The organism is Ensifer sp. 2TAB8 (assembly GCF_052115125.1).
In the GTDB taxonomy this organism is placed as follows: Bacteria; Pseudomonadota; Alphaproteobacteria; order Rhizobiales; family Rhizobiaceae; genus Ensifer.
In genome coordinates this window covers 221162-238896 of sequence record NZ_JBFRGB010000001.1, presented here as the reverse complement: position 1 = coordinate 238896, position 17735 = coordinate 221162, and the positions used below count along the sequence as shown (strand labels likewise).

General features: G+C 63.8%; 19 protein-coding genes. 8 read left to right on the top strand and 11 right to left on the bottom strand.

All coding sequences use genetic code 11. The annotated features are described in order from the left end of the window. Positions 1-154: 154 nt before the first annotated feature. The 3 genes from AB4Z53_RS01290 to AB4Z53_RS01280 all read right to left on the bottom strand — a co-directional run bounded on the left by AB4Z53_RS01290 (position 155) and on the right by AB4Z53_RS01280 (position 2372). A complete protein-coding gene (locus tag AB4Z53_RS01290; RefSeq protein WP_043619815.1) occupies positions 155-406 on the bottom strand; it encodes an exodeoxyribonuclease VII small subunit in 252 nt (83 codons plus the stop codon). A gap of 2 nt (positions 407-408) precedes the next feature. Beyond that, on the bottom strand, positions 409-1338 hold the full coding sequence (locus tag AB4Z53_RS01285; RefSeq protein ID WP_441594282.1) for a histone deacetylase family protein: 930 nt from the start codon (positions 1336-1338) through the stop codon (positions 409-411). A gap of 62 nt (positions 1339-1400) precedes the next feature. Further along, entirely contained in the window at positions 1401-2372 is a 972-nt protein-coding gene (locus tag AB4Z53_RS01280; protein WP_441594281.1) for a zinc-dependent alcohol dehydrogenase family protein, read from the bottom strand. A gap of 16 nt (positions 2373-2388) precedes the next feature. On the opposite strand from AB4Z53_RS01280, the gene AB4Z53_RS01275 reads away from it, so the two are divergent. Continuing rightward, positions 2389-2790 carry a thioesterase family protein gene (locus AB4Z53_RS01275; protein ID WP_113538005.1) on the top strand — a complete coding sequence of 134 codons (402 nt, stop codon included), beginning with the start codon at positions 2389-2391 and terminating at the stop codon, positions 2788-2790. A 108-nt stretch (positions 2791-2898) separates the two neighbouring features. Here AB4Z53_RS01275 and AB4Z53_RS01270 read toward each other — a convergent pair whose 3' ends face one another. From AB4Z53_RS01270 to AB4Z53_RS01250, 5 genes are read right to left on the bottom strand one after another with little or no spacing between them, the layout of a single operon-like run. Beyond that, a complete protein-coding gene (locus AB4Z53_RS01270) occupies positions 2899-4080 on the bottom strand; it encodes a thiolase family protein (RefSeq protein WP_441595209.1) in 1182 nt (393 codons plus the stop codon). Continuing rightward, positions 4058-5560: an AMP-binding protein gene (locus AB4Z53_RS01265; protein WP_441594280.1), complete on the bottom strand. Its 1503-nt coding sequence runs from the start codon at positions 5558-5560 to the stop codon at positions 4058-4060. The genes AB4Z53_RS01270 and AB4Z53_RS01265 overlap by 23 nt, the downstream gene beginning before the upstream one ends. 4 nt (positions 5561-5564) lie before the next feature. Next, positions 5565-6128: a biotin transporter BioY gene (locus AB4Z53_RS01260; RefSeq protein ID WP_441594279.1), complete on the bottom strand. Its 564-nt coding sequence runs from the start codon at positions 6126-6128 to the stop codon at positions 5565-5567. Positions 6129-6165: 37 nt separating this feature from the next. Next, positions 6166-6771 (bottom strand): CbiQ family ECF transporter T component, encoded by a 606-nt coding sequence (locus AB4Z53_RS01255; protein WP_441594278.1) that lies wholly within the window; start codon positions 6769-6771, stop codon positions 6166-6168. Then, the gene (locus AB4Z53_RS01250; protein WP_113538000.1) at positions 6765-7445 is read right to left on the bottom strand and encodes an ABC transporter ATP-binding protein; all 681 of its coding nucleotides are present in this window, start codon (positions 7443-7445) and stop codon (positions 6765-6767) included. Before AB4Z53_RS01250 ends, AB4Z53_RS01255 begins: the two co-directional genes overlap by 7 nt. Positions 7446-7578: 133 nt before the next feature. Between AB4Z53_RS01250 and AB4Z53_RS01245 the strand changes: the two genes are divergently transcribed. Then, positions 7579-8778, top strand: coding sequence for a winged helix-turn-helix domain-containing protein (locus tag AB4Z53_RS01245; protein WP_441594277.1), 1200 nt, complete (start codon positions 7579-7581; stop codon positions 8776-8778). Positions 8779-8850: 72 nt separating this feature from the next. Further along, the gene (tldD, locus tag AB4Z53_RS01240) at positions 8851-10266 is read left to right on the top strand and encodes a metalloprotease TldD (protein WP_441594276.1); all 1416 of its coding nucleotides are present in this window, start codon (positions 8851-8853) and stop codon (positions 10264-10266) included. A 70-nt stretch (positions 10267-10336) separates the two neighbouring features. On the opposite strand, the gene AB4Z53_RS01235 is transcribed toward tldD, so the two are convergent. Further along, complete coding sequence (locus AB4Z53_RS01235; RefSeq protein WP_441594275.1) at positions 10337-11614, bottom strand: serine hydrolase; 1278 nt, start codon at positions 11612-11614, stop codon at positions 10337-10339. Between the two features lie 246 nt (positions 11615-11860). Between AB4Z53_RS01235 and AB4Z53_RS01230 the strand changes: the two genes are divergently transcribed. After that, the gene (locus tag AB4Z53_RS01230) at positions 11861-12892 is read left to right on the top strand and encodes a polysaccharide deacetylase family protein (RefSeq protein ID WP_441594274.1); all 1032 of its coding nucleotides are present in this window, start codon (positions 11861-11863) and stop codon (positions 12890-12892) included. Positions 12893-12925: 33 nt separating this feature from the next. On the opposite strand, the gene AB4Z53_RS01225 is transcribed toward AB4Z53_RS01230, so the two are convergent. Together AB4Z53_RS01225 and pdxH are read right to left on the bottom strand one after the other, a co-directional pair. Beyond that, a complete protein-coding gene (locus tag AB4Z53_RS01225) occupies positions 12926-13417 on the bottom strand; it encodes a GNAT family N-acetyltransferase (RefSeq protein ID WP_441594273.1) in 492 nt (163 codons plus the stop codon). A gap of 120 nt (positions 13418-13537) precedes the next feature. Next, complete coding sequence (pdxH, locus tag AB4Z53_RS01220) at positions 13538-14158, bottom strand: pyridoxamine 5'-phosphate oxidase (protein ID WP_113537994.1); 621 nt, start codon at positions 14156-14158, stop codon at positions 13538-13540. A 140-nt stretch (positions 14159-14298) separates the two neighbouring features. Here pdxH and AB4Z53_RS01215 point away from each other — a divergent pair, with 140 nt between their 5' ends. The 4 genes from AB4Z53_RS01215 to AB4Z53_RS01200 all read left to right on the top strand — a co-directional run bounded on the left by AB4Z53_RS01215 (position 14299) and on the right by AB4Z53_RS01200 (position 17726). Beyond that, positions 14299-14751, top strand: coding sequence for an RT0821/Lpp0805 family surface protein (locus tag AB4Z53_RS01215; protein WP_113537993.1), 453 nt, complete (start codon positions 14299-14301; stop codon positions 14749-14751). A gap of 208 nt (positions 14752-14959) precedes the next feature. Then, positions 14960-16066, top strand: coding sequence for a DnaJ C-terminal domain-containing protein (locus tag AB4Z53_RS01210; protein ID WP_441594272.1), 1107 nt, complete (start codon positions 14960-14962; stop codon positions 16064-16066). Between the two features lie 209 nt (positions 16067-16275). Then, positions 16276-17094: an enoyl-ACP reductase FabI gene (gene fabI, locus AB4Z53_RS01205; RefSeq protein WP_113537991.1), complete on the top strand. Its 819-nt coding sequence runs from the start codon at positions 16276-16278 to the stop codon at positions 17092-17094. A 47-nt stretch (positions 17095-17141) separates the two neighbouring features. Beyond that, complete coding sequence (locus AB4Z53_RS01200; protein WP_113537990.1) at positions 17142-17726, top strand: histidine phosphatase family protein; 585 nt, start codon at positions 17142-17144, stop codon at positions 17724-17726. The last annotated feature ends 9 nt before the right edge of the window (positions 17727-17735 follow it).

The window sequence follows — 17735 nt, the reverse complement described above, 5'->3', positions numbered from 1 at the left end:
CCGTTTTTGCTGTCGCATCAAGTACTAACGCCTATGACGTCAGGCGGGTAGGGGCGAAGCAAGGACGCAGTGTTTCCGCGCAGCGATCAATCCGATCTTGGCAATTCCGGGAGAAGCGTGAGGCGGTTTTCCGTCCGGAATTGCGACGAAACGATCAATCGGCGTCGAGTGGCTCCACGCCCTGCGGCTTGCCGGCGCGGTCGAGGCGGATTTTTTCGATGCGGTCCTCGGCGGCCTTCAGCAGTGCCTCGCAATGCTTCTTCAGAGCTTCGCCGCGCTCGTAGATCTCGATCGACTTGTCGAGGGCGACGTCGCCGCGCTCCAGCGCCGAAACGATCCGCTCCAGTTCCTCGACGGCCTGCTCGAAGGAGAGGGCGGAAACGTCCGGTTGCGTGGTGGTGTTCATGGTTACCCTCTCATCAGTCTCAAGATGTGCAGACCGGCCGATTCGGCCAGGCCCTGAAGGTCATAGCCGCCTTCGAGCAGACTGACCATGCGGTTGCCGGCGCTGCGATCGGCGATCTCGTGCAGGCGGCCGGTCGCCCAGTCGAAATCCTCGGCGACGAGGTTGATCTGCGCCAGCGGGTCGCGGTGATGCGCATCGAAGCCGGCGGAGATCAGGATGAAGTCCGGCCGGAAATTGGTGAGCGCCGAAAGCACGCGGCTGCGGAACGCCTCGCGAAAATGCTCACTGCCCATGTTCGGCGACAGTGGCGCGTTGACGATGTTGCCCTTGATGCCCGTCTCGTCCTTGGCGCCGGTGCCGGGATAGAGCGGCATCTGGTGCGTCGAGCAGAAAAGCACCGATGGATCGTTCCAGAAGATGTCCTGCGTACCGTTGCCGTGGTGCACGTCCCAGTCGACGATCGCGACGCGCTCGGCCCCATGGACCTTCTGGGCATATCGGGCGGCGATCGCCACCGTGTTGAAAAGACAGAAGCCCATCGCCCTGTTCTTTTCGGCGTGGTGTCCCGGCGGCCGCGCAGCAACGAAGGCGTTGTCGGTCTCGCCGGTAAAGACGGCATCGACGGCCGCAACCGCGCCGCCTATGCCCGTCAGCGCGGCTTCCAGGCTCAACGGGCTTGCATAGGTATCCGCCTCTAAATGATTGAGGCCTTCCTCCGGAATGGCGCGTTTGACCTCACGCAAGTGTTCTTCAGGGTGTGCGAGCAGCACGAGATCTTCGCTCGCCTTCTTCGCCTCGATCCGCTTGAGGTCGGCGAAGTTCGGATGTTCGAGCGCGAGGTTCAGCGCCTTCAGCCGGTCCGGCCGTTCAGGATGCCCCTCCGGAACCTCGTGTTCCAGAAAGACCGGATTTTCATAGAGGAACGTGGTCATGCCCGGAACCTAGTGCGCCCACCCCGCAAGGTCCATGGTGACGCAGCCGAAAGACAGATTTTTCAACAGCGCGGATCGATGAGCAGCTTGCCGTCGCGGCCCGGATCCGCCTGATGGGCAAGCGCCGCGTCGAGTCGGCTCAACGGATAGATCTCAGCGATGCGGCTGGAAAAAAGGCCGGTTCGCAGACCTTCGAAACTTTTCGCAAAGGCCGCTTCTATCGCTGGCCGCCGGGCCGAATGCACCCAGGTCCGTAGCCACAGGAAGGAAAAGCGGATATCCGGCCGCGCCTGGATCGCCGCCTGCGGCACCGGAACGCCGCTGAGCGCGCCATACTGGATGAAGGCGCCGCCCGGGGCGAGTGCGTGCTGGATGAGATCGCCGGCCAAGGCGCCGCCAACCGCATCGATGATTGCGTCGAGGCGAAGCTGTGGCACGTGGCTCTCGCCGCCGAGCACGATGCGGCCAGGAACCTCGGTTGCCAGCCGCTCGGCGCTGCGCTCGCTGCGGACGATGCCGGTGGCATCGGCTCCTTCGCCGGCAAGCAGCTTCATCAGCATGCCGCCGATCGCCGATCCGGCCGCCGTAACGCCGATGCGGCGACCATCGAGTGAACCGAAATGCGCACGCAGCGCCTCGATCAGTTGCAGCGCCGTCAGCGGATTGACGTAGCAGGTCGCTGCATCGGTCTCGCTGATGTCCTCGGGCAGGTCGAAGCACCATTCGGCCGGCCTGATCAGATACTCCTGCCACAGACCACTGGCGCCGATCGGGATCACCCGGTCGCCGACTTTCAGCGTCGTGACGCTGGCGCCAATGCGCGTCACCGTCCCGAAGCCCTCGAAGCCCGGCACGAAGGGGAGAGTGGTGCGGGCGCTATATGCGCCAGTCACGGGGATGAGATCGGACGGATTGATGGCGGCGAGCGACACTGCCACCTCGACTTCGCCCGCCGCAGGTGCCACGCGTTCGGCGTCGACGAGCGCAATCACTTGCCGGGGATCGCCGAACTGGCTAACGAGGGTGGAGCGCATCGTCAGGGAGCCTCGCATGGACGGCAGGGAGCTGGAGAACGTCACGGAAATCCGTATTCCGTTTCGCGATATAGACATGCACGGCCACATGCACAATGCCGCCTATTATGCCCACGCGGAAGCCGCCCTTTCCAGTCTCTGGCGCCATCGCCCGCATGTGGTGAACGAGCCAAGCTATCTCGTGCGCCGCTCGGCCTGCGTCTATCATCGGGGTTTGCGCTACGACGAGCCGGCCCGTTTCACCGCCAACGTGGCGAAGGTCGGCGGCAGCTCGATCAGCTTTGTTGTCAAGGTTGAGGCGCGCGGACAACTCGCGGCGGAGGTCGAGGTTGTCTGGGTCGCGGTCGATCCGCAACGGCACACACCGCTACCGCTGCCGACGGCAACGCGCGAGTGGCTGGCGGCCTACGCCGTTTAACCAAAGCAATTCCAGGAAAAGTGCGAAGCGGTTTTCCGTCCGGAATTGCGGACTAAGAGACCAATTCCAGGAAAAGTGCGAAGCGGTTTCGTCCTGAGTTGGGCGTTCTTAAACCGCGCGAAACAAGGCGACGATGCCCATGCCGCCGCCGACGCCCATCATTGCCAGCCCTTCCGTGCCCTTCGGCGATGTCTGCATCTGCGAGAAGAGCCGGACGGTAAGGATCGCCCCCGAGGCGCCATAAGGATGGCCGAGCGCGATAGCGCCACCGTCGAGATTGACCCTCTCCGCCGGGATATCGAGCTGTTCGAGGCTTCCGAGCACCTGGGAGGCGAAGGCCTCGTTGAATTCGATAAAATTGGTCTTTGCCGGATCGAGCGCGGGTTGTCGCGCTTTCAGCTTCTGCATCGCCGGAACAGGGCCGAGCCCGAGCAGGTTGGGATCGACGCCCGCCGTCGCCGCATCGACGAATTCGAGCGCGAAGGGAACGCCAAGTCGGCGCGCTTCGGCAAGGCTCGTGACCAGTACCATAGCCGCGCCGTCGTTGATCGGGCAGGCATTACCGGCGGTCACCGTCCCACCCTCGACGAAGACCGGCTTCAGCCGCTGCAGGGTTTCTATCGAAGCATTGGCGCGCGGGCACTCGTCGTTCGATACCGAGCCTGCCGCCGTTTCGATCGCCACGATTTCGCGGGTGAAACGGCCGGCAAGGGCCGCCTCGACCGCGCGTCGATGGCTTTGTAGCGCAAAGACGTCTTGCCGTTCGCGGGAGATCCCGCAGGCGGCCGCGACGTTTTCGGCGGCCACACCCATGTCCGGATCGCCGATCTCGTCCGGCGCCATGCGCGCCCGTTTGACCGGTGCCAGTTCGCCGCCGCGCTCCAGCGGCGGCCTCAGGCGGATATGCGCGCGGCTGGCGCTCTCGGTGCCGCCGGCCAGATAGAAGCGGCCGGCACCCGCCTGGATCATTCGTGCGGCAAGCGTGATCGCCTCCAACCCCGATCCGCACTGGCGGTCGACAGTGACGCCCGGTGTCGAGACCGGCAGGCCGCCTTCGAGGGCTGCGAGCCGGGCGAGGTTGCCGGCGCTGTTGGCGGCATTTCCAAGGATGACATCGTCGATGTCGGTCGCTTTCAGACCGGTATCGCGGAGAATGCGGGCGATCAACGGTGCTGCCAGCCGCGACGGCTCGATATCGCGAAGCGCGCCGTTGACGCGGCCGATCGGCGTCCGGAGCGCGGCGATGATCACCGGTATGCGTGCGGGGTCAGTCGATGAGTTCGAGAGCATCGTTTCCATCCGCGATCCATTGCCTGAGCGTGCCCGCCGCCACCTTGCCCGACTGCGTCATCGGCATATTCCGGCAAAGCCAGATGCGACGGGGATGCTTGTAGCGCGGCAGATGGGCGGCGAGATGACGGTCAAGCGCTTCTCTATCAAATATACCGCCCTCCGGCTCGATGACGGCGACGAGTTCGCTGCCGAGATCCGGGTGATCGAGCCCGAGGACAAGCGCTGCGTGAACGCCGGCATCTCCGATGAGCACCGCTTCCACCTCCTGGGGGTAGATGTTGTTGCCGCCCGATAGCACCATGCCGCCGGCGCGGCCGAGAAGGTGCAATGTCCCGTCTTCACCGAGGAAGCCGAGGTCACCGACGGTCGCAAGCGACCCAAGGCGGCGAAAGCCGGCGCCGTCGGCGTCGCCGACATAACCGTCGGAGATGAGGGCGCTGTCGACGAAGATCGTACCCGTCTCGCCCGCCGGTATTTCACCCCCTTTGTMATTGCGAATGCTGAGCATGATGCCGGGAAAGGCGCGGCCGACGGCGGTGGCCGAAGCGGTGTCGCCCTCGGTCGCAACACTGATGAAGCCCAGCTCCGAGGCGCCGTAATATTCGATGATATTTGCTTTCGGACAGGCGAGCGCGGCGCTGGCACGATCACTCGCCGACAGCTTGGCGCCGGCGACCGTGATCTGGGTGACCGATACCTGTGATCTGTCCGTCGCTGCCACGCAGAGCCGCCGCAGCATCGTCGGCACCAGCACCAGACGCCGGACTTTTTCCGCCTCGATGATGGAAACCGCCCGGGTCGCTTCGAAATGCGCGGCCCCGATGAACTGAGCACCGGCGACAAGGGTTTCGGCAAGCGCATAGAGTGTCAGCCCGTGCGCGAGCGGACCGGGGGCAAAGGTCAGGGTATTGCGGTCGATGCCGAAGAAGTGCTCGCCGATCGCCAGACTCCTTCGCCACGAGCCGCGATCGCGGACGATCGCTTTGGGCGTTCCTGTCGTGCCCGACGTGAACACGATCAGAAAGGGCTCGCTGTCTTTGCCGACCGCGAGCGGCTCTCGTTCCATGCCATTGGTCTCGCGGAAGGTTCGCGTCTTGCCGCTTGCCGGGGCAAGGAGCGACAAGGCGGCGCCATCGGCGACGATGATGAGATCGGGAGACAGGCGATCGCGCATGGCTTGGCGCGCCGCTTCCGGCAGATGCGGGTCGATCAGTGCGACGCAGTTGCCGCCGCTGGTGGCGGCGAGAAAGGCGGCTGCGAAGAGCGGGTGATTGCCGGCCTCCAGCACAATCAGGCGGGTGCGGTCGCCCAGCACGCTACGGCGTTCGGCAATCCCAACCAGATCGTCGAAAGCTTCGGCAAGTGCGCCGGCGATGCAAGCGAGTTCGCCGAAAGTGAAAACCCGGCCCTCGATTTGGAAGGCCGGGGCATGCGGACGGTCTTCCGCGTGGCGATTGATCGCGGCGGCAAACGGCATCGGCTCAGGTGCGAGCCGGCAGCAGCGGATAGCCGGCGTAGACGGCACGCGCGGCGAGCGTCGCGATTGCAGCCTTCAAGAGGTCGCCCGGGATGAAAGCGAGCGAGCCGGTGGCAACCGCCAGCAGCGGCGTGCCGGTGACGACCGAGACCCAGGGCATGCCGATCGCATAGAGCACGGCGATGCCGCCGAGGACGGACGCCAGGAAGAAGCCGATGAACTGGCGCGTTTCGGCGTGGCCTTCGCGCACGGTGCGCTCGGCGATGAGACCGGTAACGAAAGCGGCGACAACCCAGCCGACGATGAAGCCGCCGGAAGGGCCGGCGATGACCGCAAGGCCGCCGCGGCCGCCCGAAAGTACCGGCAGGCCGATCGCGACCAGAAGCAGGAACAGCAGGAAGGCAAGCGCCCCACGCTTGGCGCCGAGAATACAGCCGGCGAGCATCACGCCCATGGACTGCGCGGTGATCGGCACCGGAATGAAGCCGAGCGTGATCGGCGGGATGAGGCCGAGCACGACGACGATCGCGGCGAAGAGGGCGATGAGGACGAGGTCTCTGGTGTTCATGCGGATCCGGTTCCCTTATGTATTAGTAGGCGCGAATTTATTGGCGGCGAAATCCGCGCGCGTCAATCGCAGCGGCAATCGTATCGGCGTCCTTGAGCGTCAGGATGATCAGCGGCCCGATGATCGTCAACGGTCTGACGGGTATCCCGCGGGCGCGATGGGCCTCGCGGATCGCCTCGTAGCGCGCAAAGATATCCGGGACGAAGCGCAGCACGAGCCCGAGCGCCAGGCTGACGTCGGCTGCCCGCACCAGGCCGAGGCGCTCGAGCGGGGTCAGCAGGATGGTGATCTCATCCATGAAGGCGCTGATCGTCGTCGTCGCCGTCACTGCGGCTGCAAGCAACACCAGCGCCATCAGCCGTAATGTCAAAGTCGCGACCTCGGCAACGGACAGATAAAAAAGATTGACGGCGGCCAGAAAGAAAATCGTCAGGAACACGAAGCCGACACGCTTGAGCGCGTCCTTCGGCGACAGCCCGACGGACAGATAGAGGCCGGCGGCGATGATGAAGGCGATCGTCTGAAGGGCGAGCGAGGAGCTGAGGAAGAGGCCGATGCTCAGCACCAGCAGCGCGACAAGCTTCGCCCGCACGGGCAGCCGGTGCAGCAGGCTTTTGCCCTCGATATACAGGCTCGTCAGCATCCGGCGATCTCGTGATAGTGGCGGATGGTCTCGCCTGGATTGCCGTCGGCGGTAAGTCGGCCCTCGTGGAAAAGCAGCAGCCGGTCGACATTTTCGACGAGCCCGAGATCGTGGGTGATCACCACCGTATCTTCCGGCAGGCCATCGATCGCGGCGGCGACACGGCGGCGGTTTCTGAGGTCGAGCTGGTTCGTCGGCTCGTCGAGGATCAGGATCTTCGGATCGGTGACGACGACGCTTGCCATGGCGACGAGTTGCGTCTCGCCGCCCGAAAGCTCGTGCACGCGCCGACGCGCCAGATGCTCGATGCCGAAGCGTGACAACGCGCCTTGCATGCGGCGGTCGATCTCCTCGCGGGAGAGCCCGCGGTTCTTCAGTCCGAAGGCTATATCCTCGGCGACGATAGGCATGATCAGCTGGTGCTGTGGGTTTTGGAAGATGAAGCCGGCTTCGGAAAGCACGGCACGATCATCCGTGACCGTATCGAGCCCATTGACCCTTACGCTGCCGGAGGAGGGCTTGACCAGGCCGTTGATCAGCCGGGCAAAAGTGGTCTTGCCGGAACCGTTGAGCCCGATGATGCCGATGCGCTTTTCGGCAAGCGTGAGCGTCAGGGGCTGCAATGCCACTCGCTCGCCGAAGCGGACCGCGCAATCGGTAAAGCGGATGTCCATCCCGTTCCTCGCTGTCTCCGGCTCGCGCCGTTTTCGGGTTGCTCTATAGGCCAAGTCCGCCAACAAGGGCAATGCGGGTGATCTTCCGGATCCCGCGTTTGAATTATGGGAATAAAAGCCTATTCTTGTTGCCATGACGATTCGCCTTTCCAACAGCGACGCCCGTCGCATCTTCCTCGCCAAGCAGGGCCTTTCCGGCGCGCCGAACCGTGTGCTCGGCAAGGAGGGCCTGCTGAAGCTCATCCACGACATCGGCTTCGTGCAGGTGGACAGCATCGCCACCGTCGAGCGCGCCCATCACCAGATCCTGTTTGCCCGCAACCAGACCTATCGTCGGGAGCATTTGACGGCGTTGCTGGAAGACGATCGCGATCTGTTCGAACATTGGACGCACGACGCCTCGATCATTCCGAGCAGTTTTTTCCGCTACTGGAAGCATCGCTTCAAATGGGAAGGCGAGACGATCGTCGAGCGCTGGCAGAAATGGCGCGGCGAAGGTTTTGAGAAGGGCTGCGACGACACCTATGCCCGGATCGCCGAGGGTGGCCCGGTGCTGGCCCGCGATCTGAAGGAAGCCGAGCACGAATCCGGTGGCTGGTGGAATTGGCATCCCTCCAAGACCGCGCTCGAAGTGCTCTGGCGCACGGGCAAGCTCGCGATCGCGAGGCGCGAGAATTTCCAGAAGGTCTATGACCTGACCCAGCGGGTGATCCCGCCGCATCATCAGGACGGCGACGTCAGCCACCAGGAATTCATCGACTGGGCCTGCCGCAGCGCGCTTGAGCGCCTGGGCTTTGCCACCCACGGCGAGATCGCCGCCTTCTGGGATCTTGTCTCCCCGGATGAAGCGAAGACCTGGGTCGCCGAGCATCGCGATGAACTCGTTGAGGTGCAGATCGAGGCGATCGATGGCGGCCGCCCGCGCGCCGCCTTCGCCTTCACCGGTTTTCCGGAAACGCTGGGCGATATACCCGAGCCTCCCGGTCGCGTCCGAGTGCTCAGCCCCTTCGACCCGCTGCTGCGCGACCGCAACCGCACAGAAAGGCTCTTCGGCTTCTTCTATCGCATTGAGATCTTCGTGCCCGAAGCCAAGCGCGAATATGGCTACTACGTTTTCCCGCTGATCGAGGGTGACCGGCTGATCGGTCGCATCGACATGAAGGCGGACCGCAAGCGCGGCAGCCTTGATGTCCGCAAGCTCTGGCTCGAAAAGGGCGTCCGCGCCTCGGCAGGGCGCCTGGAGCGCATCGATGCGGAGCTTGAGCGGGTCGCCCGGTTCGCCGGCGTCGAACGGGTCGAGCGCCTCGAAGGCTGGAACCCGTCATTCACATGATATTTTCCTTGGCTTGAACCCGCGGCCTTCCTAAATGGAGGCAATAGATTTCTCGATGCGGGAGCGCAGCACATGAACACCGATCTGATGAGCCTCTTCGATGCCGACGAGGCAACGATCCGCAAGGTTCTCTCGGAAACGCTCGCCGGTGCCGACGACGGCGAACTGTTCCTCGAACATGCCCGGGCGGAGGTGCTGTCCTTCGACAATGGCCGTCTCAAGGGCGGCAGCTTCAACACCGACCAGGGCTTCGGTCTTCGCGCCGTTGCCGGCGAGGCGGTCGGCTATGCCCATTCCGGCGAGCTTTCGCTGTCTGCACTGCGCCGGGCCTCCGACGCGGTGGCACAGGTGACGCGCGGCTACGCCGGCTCCTATGCCGCCGCCCCGCAGCGCACCAACAAGAAACTCTACGGCGACGAGAACCCGATCGGCGAGCCGAGCTTCGAGGCGAAGGTTGCCCTGCTGCAGGAGATCGACGCCTATCTGCGCGCCAAGGACCCGAAGGTCCGCCAGGTCACTGCGTCGATCGCCGCCAGCTGGCAGGTCGTCGATATCCTGCGCGCCGACGGCCATCGTGTGCATGACGTCAGGCCGATGACGCGCATCAACATCTCGGTCGTAACCGGCGATGGCGATCGCCAGGAAAGCGGCTCCTTCGGCACTGGTGGGCGCCGTGGTTTCGGCGATTTCGTCACCGAGGAGAACTGGAAGATGGGCGCCGACGAGGCGCTGCGTCAGGCACTGGTCAATCTCGAAGCCATCGATGCGCCGGCCGGCACCATGGACGTGGTGCTCGCCTCCGGCTGGCCGGGCGTCATGCTGCATGAGGCGGTCGGCCATGGCCTCGAAGGCGACTTCAACCGCAAGAAGACTTCGGCCTTTGCCGGCCTTTTGGGTGAGCAGGTGGCTGCCAAGGGCGTCACCGTCGTCGACGACGGCACCATTGAGGCACGCCGCGGTTCGATCTCGATCGACGACGAGGGCACGCCGTCCGGCTACAACGTGCTGATCGAGGACGGCAAGCTTGTCGGCTACATGCAGGACCGCCAGAACGCCCGCCTGATGGGCATGCAGCCCACCGGCAACGGCCGTCGCCAGGGCTACGCCCATGTGCCGATGCCGCGCATGACCAACACCTACATGCTCTCGGGCGACAGGACGCCGGACGAAATCATCGCCTCGGTGAAAAAGGGCATCTATGCCGTTTCCTTCGGCGGTGGCCAGGTGGACATCACCTCCGGCAAGTTCGTCTTCGGCTGCACCGAGGCTTATCTGATCGAAAACGGCAAGATCGGCGCGCCGGTCAAGGGCGCCATGCTGATCGGCAATGGCCCGGATGCGATGAAGCGGGTGACCATGGTCGGCAACGACACCAAGCTCGACACCGGCATCGGCAATTGCGGCAAGGCCGGCCAGTGGGTGCCGGTCGGCGTCGGCCAGCCGCACCTGCGCATGGACCAGATCACGGTCGGCGGCACCCAGGCGTAGCTTCGAGAGCGCTTGGCTTCACCGACGGTTCCGTCGCCTTGGGCGGAACTGCCTAAATCGCGCCGCTGCCTCAGCCGCGTGATGGCAGCATCATGCAATCATAGGAACGCTGCTTGAGCGCATCGCAGGCGGCCGCTGCTGCGTCGCGGCTTGAAAAGCCGACAAAGCGGGCGCGGTACACCGCATTGGCGCCTTTGCCGACAGCTTCCGTGTAGGGTGTGGCCCCTGCGAGCGGCACACCGGCTTCCGAGCGTGCCTGGGCGAGCAGCATGCGTGCGGCCTCCGCTGACGGTGCCGCCGAAATCTGGATCTGCCAGCCGCCGGTCGCAGCCGGAACCGCAGCCGTCGTTTCGATCTCGGCAACCTCGGTCGGGCGTTCAGCAGGGATGGCGGTCGTGGCGGTTGCCGCAATCAGGGCCGCAACGGAATCCTGCTTGGCCCGCTGCGGCGCGGTGTAGGGCATAGGAACGTCCGATGTGCTGGCCGCTGCGACCTCGACCGGCGCTTCAACCACTTTGCCGCCACGCGTCGACGCCACGAGTTGCCGGCCGCCCTTGGCCGCCTTTCCGACATGGCGATCGAGAAGTGCAGCCATCTTGGCATCGCGGCTGCGTGCCGTCTTGCCGCCGAGCACGACGCCGACCACCCGGCGATTGCCGTCCTTGACGGCGCTGACGAGGTTGAAGCCGGAGGCGTTCGTATAGCCGGTCTTGATGCCGTCCATGCCCTCGTAGCGATACATCAGATTGTTGTGGCCACGGACCTTGCGGCCGCGGAAATTGAAGCTCTCGGTCGCAAAGAGCTGATACTCGCGCGGGAAGTCGCGCATCAGCGCGACAGCGAGCGTCGCCATTTCGCGCGCCGTCGTCACCTGCTGGCTCGCCGGCAAGCCCGAGGCATTGATGAACACGGTCTTGTTCATGCCGAGTTGACGCGCCTTGGCTGTCATCATCCGGGCAAAATTCGCTTCCGAGCCTCCGAGCTTTTCTGCCATGGCTGCGGCCGCATCGTTGCCCGAGCGCACGATCATCCCCATTACCGCTTCGCGGACCGTGATCGTCATGCCCGACTTGAGGCCGAGGCGCATCGGCGGTTTTGCTGCCGCCGCCTTCGACACCTTGATCTTGCTGTCCCAGGAGAGTTCGCCGCGCTTGAGCGCCTCGAAGGCCATGTAGACGGTCATCATCTTGGTCAGCGAAGCCGGGTGATTGAGGACATCGGGGTTTTCTGCCGAGAGAACCTTGCCGGTGCGTGCGTCGAGAACCAGGGAGGCGGTTCCGGCGATGGCGGTTGCAGACCCAAGGGCGAGAGCAAAGGTCGCCAGCAGGAGGCAGCGCAAGGTCTTCATGTTGGTCCCCGTCAAAGAGCGCCTTTGGACAGGCGCGAAGCTGTTTCGTTTTGTGACAAGATCCGTGGCTTTGCTGCAACTTTAGGGCGGAATGTAACATTCCTACGCTGTTTTCCGGGTTGTGGTAAATGGCTGATGAACATCCTTCCGTTCAACAAGGTTTAACGCCCTCGCCGTTAACTTTCCAGACTGTTAGGCCGCGCTGGCACCATGCGGGGCCAGATTTTGGGGGCGACCATCAAGGGCATGATCACGACAATTGTTCGCCGCGCCGCAATTGCCGGCGGGCTGGAAGTCGCCGGGGGCTTGAGCCGCACCGGGCTGATGGCCGGCGCGCGCGGGCAGGGGGCGATCTTTACGCTGCACCATGTCCGGCCGAAGCTTGCCCGTGCCTTCGATCCCAACGCCCATCTGGAGATCACGCCGGATTTTCTCGACGTCGCGCTACGGACGCTGAAGCACGACGGCTATCGCTTTGTCCCGCTCGAACACTTGTCGGAGGCCTTGGCCGCCGAAGGTGGACCGGTCGCCTGCTTTACCCTCGATGACGGCTACCGGAACAATCTGGAGCACGCTTTGCCGGTGTTCGCACGTCATCAAGCGCCTTTCACCGTCTTCGTCACCGGCGGGTTCGTTGATCGTACTCACACGCTCTGGTGGGAAACGCTCGCCGACATACTGGCGACGAACGAGACGCTGCGCTTCGACTTCGGCCAAGGCGTCGAGACGCTGCCGACGCAAGCGGCAGCGGAAAAGCAGGTCGCCTTCAGTCGCGTCGCGGCCTTCATTCACGGCCGTGATGAAGCGGCGGCGATTGCTTCACTCAATGCTGCGGCGATCGCGCACGGTGTCGATCCGCTGGCGATCACCGAACGATTGATTTTGGATCAGGCAGGGTTGCGGCAGCTGATCGAAAGCCCGCTGGCAGGCCTAGGCGCGCACACGATCAGCCATCGTTCTGTCTCGCGCCTGAGCGGCGACGACGCAAGGAGAGAGATCGCCCAGTCGGCGGAGCGCGTCGAGGCGGTTGCCGGCCGCCGGCCGCCGGCCTTCGCCTATCCCTATGGCGACGCACCCGCGGTCTCGGCGCGCGATCATCAGATCGTCGCCGATCTGGGTTTCACCCTGGCCGTCACTACCCAACCCGGCACGCTCACCGCTCGTGCGCAATCCAGCCCTTATGCCCTGCCGCGCATTTCATTGAACGGCCATTTCCAGCGCGCCCGCTACGTTTCGGCTCTGGCCTCCGGCATTCCGTTCCGCCTGGCCGCCGGTTAGAAAAGGTGACTTGGGCAGCCGAGTGCTTCGGCGTCAATTGAAGGCAAAAGCCATGAGGATGCTGTCCTGGTAAACACCATCGTGTTTCCAGTCGCGGACACGACGGCCTTCGATCTGGAAGCCAAACTGCGCGTAAAGCGCCCGGGCTGCAGCATTCTCATGAAGGACGGAAAGCTCGATGCGTTCCAGCCCTCGCTCGCGAGCGCGTTGCATCGCCAGTTGCAGGAGCCGGCTGCCGATTCCCTTCCCACGATAGATACCGAGGAGCCCCATGCCCAAGGTCCCGACGTGCGCGCGAACGGGTGAGGCATCCAGCCGGATATCGCACCAGCCGACCACGTGATCGTCGACCGCGACGATCTGGGGCGCCCGGGCGCGACACAGGTCGCTCATGTATGTGGCAAAGCCGTCGAAGGGTGGTGCGCTCAGCCGTGAAAGCCAGCGGCTTTCCTGGGCGACCTCGTCGAGGCAGCGGTGACAGCCGGCTATATCGTCGAGCGTCGCGTCACGAACATCGATCGTCATCAAAAGGCACCCGACGAAAACGCCCGGAGGGGCCGGGCAAAGGGCAAATCTGCCCGGCCACCTGAGCGGCCGAGCGTCGTCGTTGCATCTGGCGTCTCTCTTGCGAGAGACAGGCAGGCCTCAGGGGTACATTCGCACCTTTTCCCATCCGCCTTCAGGCGTCGCCCGACGGAACTCCATCCGGTCATGCAGCCGGAATGGACGGTCGTGCCAGAACTCGATCGAGGTCGGGAGGATACGGAAACCCGACCAGTGGCTCGGACGCGGGATCTCGCCGAGCGCGTGGCGGGCCGTGTATTCGGCGACTGCCTTTTCCAGAGCGAACCGGCCCTCGAGCGGGCGCGACTGCTTCGAGGCCCAGGCGCCGATGCGGCTGCCGCGGGGGCGGCTCTTGAAATACTCGTCCGCCTCTTCGTCGGTCACGATCTCGACCGGCCCGCGCACACGCACTTGCCGCCGGAGCGATTTCCAGTGAAAGCACATCGCCGCCTTGCGGGCGCCAAGGATTTCCTGGCCCTTCTGGCTTTCGAAATTCGTGTAGAAAACGAAGCCGCGTTCGTCGAAGCCCTTGAGCAGCACCATGCGGACATTCGGCAGTCCGTCGCTGTCGACGGTGGCAAGTGCAACGGCATTCGGGTCGTTGATCTCGCTGCCTTCCGCGTCCTTCAGCCATGCGCCAAACAGGGAAAAGGGCTCATTTGATTCGGTGAAGTCACCGCTTGTTAACTCATTCGCCGCCATTATTGCGTTCCAATGCCGTGATGTCTGGCGCGGAAATACTTCGGGATGAACCCGATCGGTGTTTCCGCATCGAAAATGTCGGAGCCTGTATGTTGACCACTCGAGCAACGTGCGGCTCCAGCGAGTCTGACAGGATTGCCGTGCAAGACATAGCAAAGTGGATCGACGCCAAGAAGGGGTTTTCCTTCGCCTTGCTGCGTAGCGCGGCAATTTGCCTGCCGGTCCTGGCGCTTTCCGGCTGCATGGGCGCGGGTCTCGATCTCTTTGGCAGTGGCGTCGACCGTACCGTCTCGACCGGCACCGTTCCTCTCGCCAAAACCTCCGATGGCCTCTCCGATGCGGTCATGGTCCGCAATGCCGTAACTTCGGCCGAACTCGGCAGCGGCTCTATCAATCCGATCCCCTGGGCCAATGCGACTTCGGGCAGTGCCGGTGTCATCAGCAGCATTCAGGAAGACCGCGCGAGCGGTATGCTCTGCCGCCGTTTCACCACGACGCGCCATTCCTACGAGGGCATTGCAAAGTTCGACGGCAACACCTGCCAGGGTGGTGATGGCGCCTGGTATCTGACCAGCTTCGGCCCGCGCGCCTGAAGCGGGGCTTGGAAATCGGCGATTAACCACAAATCCCTAAAAGTGCGCGTGATCGCCCGCAGGTCTCATTCCAGCGCCGCGCGCACGGTCGCGGCTAACCACTATTTAGCAAGTTCTTTGGATCATCGGTGCTCAGTGGACGGGCGACAATGACGCCTTCAATCGGGGCATAAGGCGGGCGTCAGGGAGAGGCCGCCGATCAGAGAAGATGGTAGAAGCCATGCGTGATCCCTATGCGATCCTCGGTGTCCGGCGCAATGCCGGGCCGGACGAAATCAAGGCGGCCTGGCGTTCGCTGGCAAAGGCCGTGCATCCTGACCACAACCAGGACGACCCGACCGCCGCTGAGCGCTTTGCCGAGGCGGGCAAGGCCTACGAGCTTCTGCGCGATCCGAAGCTTAGAAGCCGCTACGACTATGCGCGCCGCGAGGCCGAGCTTCGTCGCATGGAGGCGATGAAGGCGAAGATGCGCGGCAATGCGCAAGAGGAGGCGCCTGTCGATGCGGAGACGGCCGAAGACGCCATCTCGCAGATCTTTGGCGCCGAGGCGCGTGCCAGGTCGGCCCGGCCATCGCCGAAGCCGTCGTCGAACCCATCGCCCAAGCCCGCGCCGAAACCGGCAGCCGCAAAGGAGCCGGAACGGCCGGCTCAAGCTGCCGACGCAAAGCCGGAACCTGTGGCCGAAGCACAGCAGGAAGCTACCGCCAGGACGGAAACGCCGCTGATGCAACGCGCCGCAGCACCCGCAGCCGAACTCGTCGCAGCCATCGTCCGGCGCATCCGGGGTCGCGCGGCAAAAACTGCAGAGAAGGTGCCTGATCTTGCCGTCGATCTCACTGTCAGCATCGAGGATCTGATCAATCGCCAGCGCTTGACGATCGAGCTTCCGGATGGCGAGAGTCTGAAGGTTCAAATTCCACCGGGTGCCGTCGACGGACAGACCATTCGCCTTGCGGAACAGGGCTATCGCGTCACCGGCATGAGCCGCGGCGATGTCGTCGTCACGCTCCGGGTCGATCAGGGCGGCGCCTTCCGCACCCGCGGCCTCGATCTGCTCACGACCTTGCCGATCGATCTGCAGGGGGCTGTCCTCGGCTGCGAGGAGCGCCTCGAAACGCCGGTTGGCCCGGTCACCGTCGTCGTGCCGGCCTGGTCCGGATCCGACAAGGTCATCCGCCTCACCGGCCAGGGCCTGCCGGGAACCTACGGTACCCACGGCGATCTCCTGGTGGAGCTGCGGCTGGTCCTGAAAGACGCGCCGGATGAGAAAGTGACCGATCTGATGAAGTCGCAGCGCGACGGACTCTATCTGTGACGGTCCATTTGTGACAGTTCGCTGACACTTTGAACCAATATTACGGGGACTAACAGTTCCTGATCTCAGGCGCGCTTGAACCACCCCTGCCACTATGCCATAGGCAATTCTCGACAATTTGCCGCACCCGTTTCGGTGGGGTGTCTATGACATTTGTGAACTTTGGCACCGGCGCCGGCCGTTGCTGGAAATAGTATTGGGGACTTACCATGGCTCAGGCATCCGGTCTGATGAAGGGCAAGCGCGGCGTCATCATGGGCGTTGCAAACAACCGTTCCATCGCATGGGGCATTGCCAAGGCCATCCACGCGCAGGGTGGTGAAGTCGCGTTGACCTATCAGGGCGATGCGCTGAAGAAGCGCGTCGAGCCGCTGCTCGCCGAAATCGACGGCTTCATGGCCGGCCATTGCGACGTCAGCGACGAAGCCAGCATTGATGCCGTCTTCGATACGCTCGAAAAGCACTGGGGCAAGATCGACTTCGTCGTGCACGCCATCGGTTTCTCCGACAAGGACGAACTCACCGGCCGCTACGTCGATACTTCGCCCGAGAACTTCGCCAAGACGATGCAGATCTCGGTCTACTCGTTCACCTCGGTTGCCCGTCGCGCTGAAAAGCTGATGACCGATGGTGGCTCGATGCTGACCCTGACCTACTACGGCGCCGAAAAGGTCATGCCGAACTACAACGTCATGGGTGTCGCCAAGGCTGCGCTTGAAGCCAGCGTGAAGTACCTCGCGGTCGACCTCGGCCCGAAGAACATCCGCGTCAACGCGATTTCCGCCGGCCCGATCAAGACGCTGGCTGCCTCCGGCATCGGCGACTTCCGCTATATCCTCAAGTGGAACGAATACAACGCACCGCTGCGCCGTACCGTGACGATCGAGGAAGTCGGCGACGTCGGCCTCTACATGCTCTCCGACCTGTCGCGTTCGGTCACCGGTGAAGTCCACCACGCCGATAGCGGCTACCATGTCGTCGGCATGAAGGCTGTGGACGCGCCCGATATCTCCGTCATCAAGGACTGATCGAACCTCCGCTACCGGTTCGACGGCCTGCTGCCCGGAGGCATGTTGTGCTGATCTATGTGATCCGTCACGGACAGACCGACTGGAATGCCGAAAGCCGGCTCCAGGGGCAGAAGGACATCCCGCTCAATGATTTCGGTCGCCAGCAGGCGACCGGCAACGGTGTTGCGCTCGCCGGCATTCTCGGCGCAGACGCCGCGCATTTCGATTTCGTCGCAAGTCCGCTTGGCCGCACGCGCGAGACCATGGAGCTCTTGAGGCTGGCGATGGGGCTCGAACCCACCGCCTACCGGACCGACGAACGGCTGAAGGAGGTTTCCTTCGGCGACTGGGAAGGGCACACTCTTCCCGAGCTCAAACGCTCGGCGCCGCAAAGGATCGCCGAACGGCGTGCGGTGAAATGGGACTTTATCCCGCCGGGACCTGACGCCGAGAGTTACGAAATCCTGTCCTGGCGTGTTGCCGCCTGGCTGAAGGACGTAGCGAAGCCGACCGTCTGCGTCAGCCACGGCGGCGTCATCCGATCGCTTTTCAAGCTGTTTGGAGAGATGGAGGCTGAGGAGGCGGCGTCTGCGGCGATCCCGCAGGATCGTCTTCTGCGCATTTCCGGCGGTACTATCGGCTGGATCTGACGGCCGGAA

Bases quoted from the DNA above. Each gene is read 5' to 3' on its own strand.
- AB4Z53_RS01260 (WP_441594279.1), bottom strand. From the start codon at position 6,128: ATGAACACCAGAGACCTCGTCCTCATCGCCCTCTTCGCCGCGATCGTC.
- AB4Z53_RS01275 (WP_113538005.1), top strand. From the start codon at position 2,389: ATGGACGGCAGGGAGCTGGAGAACGTCACGGAAATCCGTATTCCGTTT.
- AB4Z53_RS01225 (WP_441594273.1), bottom strand. From the start codon at position 13,417: ATGACGATCGATGTTCGTGACGCGACGCTCGACGATATAGCCGGCTGT.
- AB4Z53_RS01250 (WP_113538000.1), bottom strand. From the start codon at position 7,445: ATGGACATCCGCTTTACCGATTGCGCGGTCCGCTTCGGCGAGCGAGTG.
- AB4Z53_RS01210 (WP_441594272.1), top strand. From the start codon at position 14,960: ATGGTAGAAGCCATGCGTGATCCCTATGCGATCCTCGGTGTCCGGCGC.
- AB4Z53_RS01285 (WP_441594282.1), bottom strand. From the start codon at position 1,338: ATGACCACGTTCCTCTATGAAAATCCGGTCTTTCTGGAACACGAGGTT.
- AB4Z53_RS01280 (WP_441594281.1), bottom strand. From the start codon at position 2,372: ATGCGCTCCACCCTCGTTAGCCAGTTCGGCGATCCCCGGCAAGTGATT.
- AB4Z53_RS01230 (WP_441594274.1), top strand. From the start codon at position 11,861: ATGATCACGACAATTGTTCGCCGCGCCGCAATTGCCGGCGGGCTGGAA.
- pdxH (WP_113537994.1), bottom strand. From the start codon at position 14,158: ATGGCGGCGAATGAGTTAACAAGCGGTGACTTCACCGAATCAAATGAG.
- AB4Z53_RS01290 (WP_043619815.1), bottom strand. From the start codon at position 406: ATGAACACCACCACGCAACCGGACGTTTCCGCCCTCTCCTTCGAGCAG.
- tldD (WP_441594276.1), top strand. From the start codon at position 8,851: ATGAACACCGATCTGATGAGCCTCTTCGATGCCGACGAGGCAACGATC.
- AB4Z53_RS01235 (WP_441594275.1), bottom strand. From the start codon at position 11,614: ATGAAGACCTTGCGCTGCCTCCTGCTGGCGACCTTTGCTCTCGCCCTT.
- fabI (WP_113537991.1), top strand. From the start codon at position 16,276: ATGGCTCAGGCATCCGGTCTGATGAAGGGCAAGCGCGGCGTCATCATG.
- AB4Z53_RS01255 (WP_441594278.1), bottom strand. From the start codon at position 6,771: ATGCTGACGAGCCTGTATATCGAGGGCAAAAGCCTGCTGCACCGGCTG.
- AB4Z53_RS01245 (WP_441594277.1), top strand. From the start codon at position 7,579: ATGACGATTCGCCTTTCCAACAGCGACGCCCGTCGCATCTTCCTCGCC.
- AB4Z53_RS01270 (WP_441595209.1), bottom strand. From the start codon at position 4,080: ATGCTCTCGAACTCATCGACTGACCCCGCACGCATACCGGTGATCATC.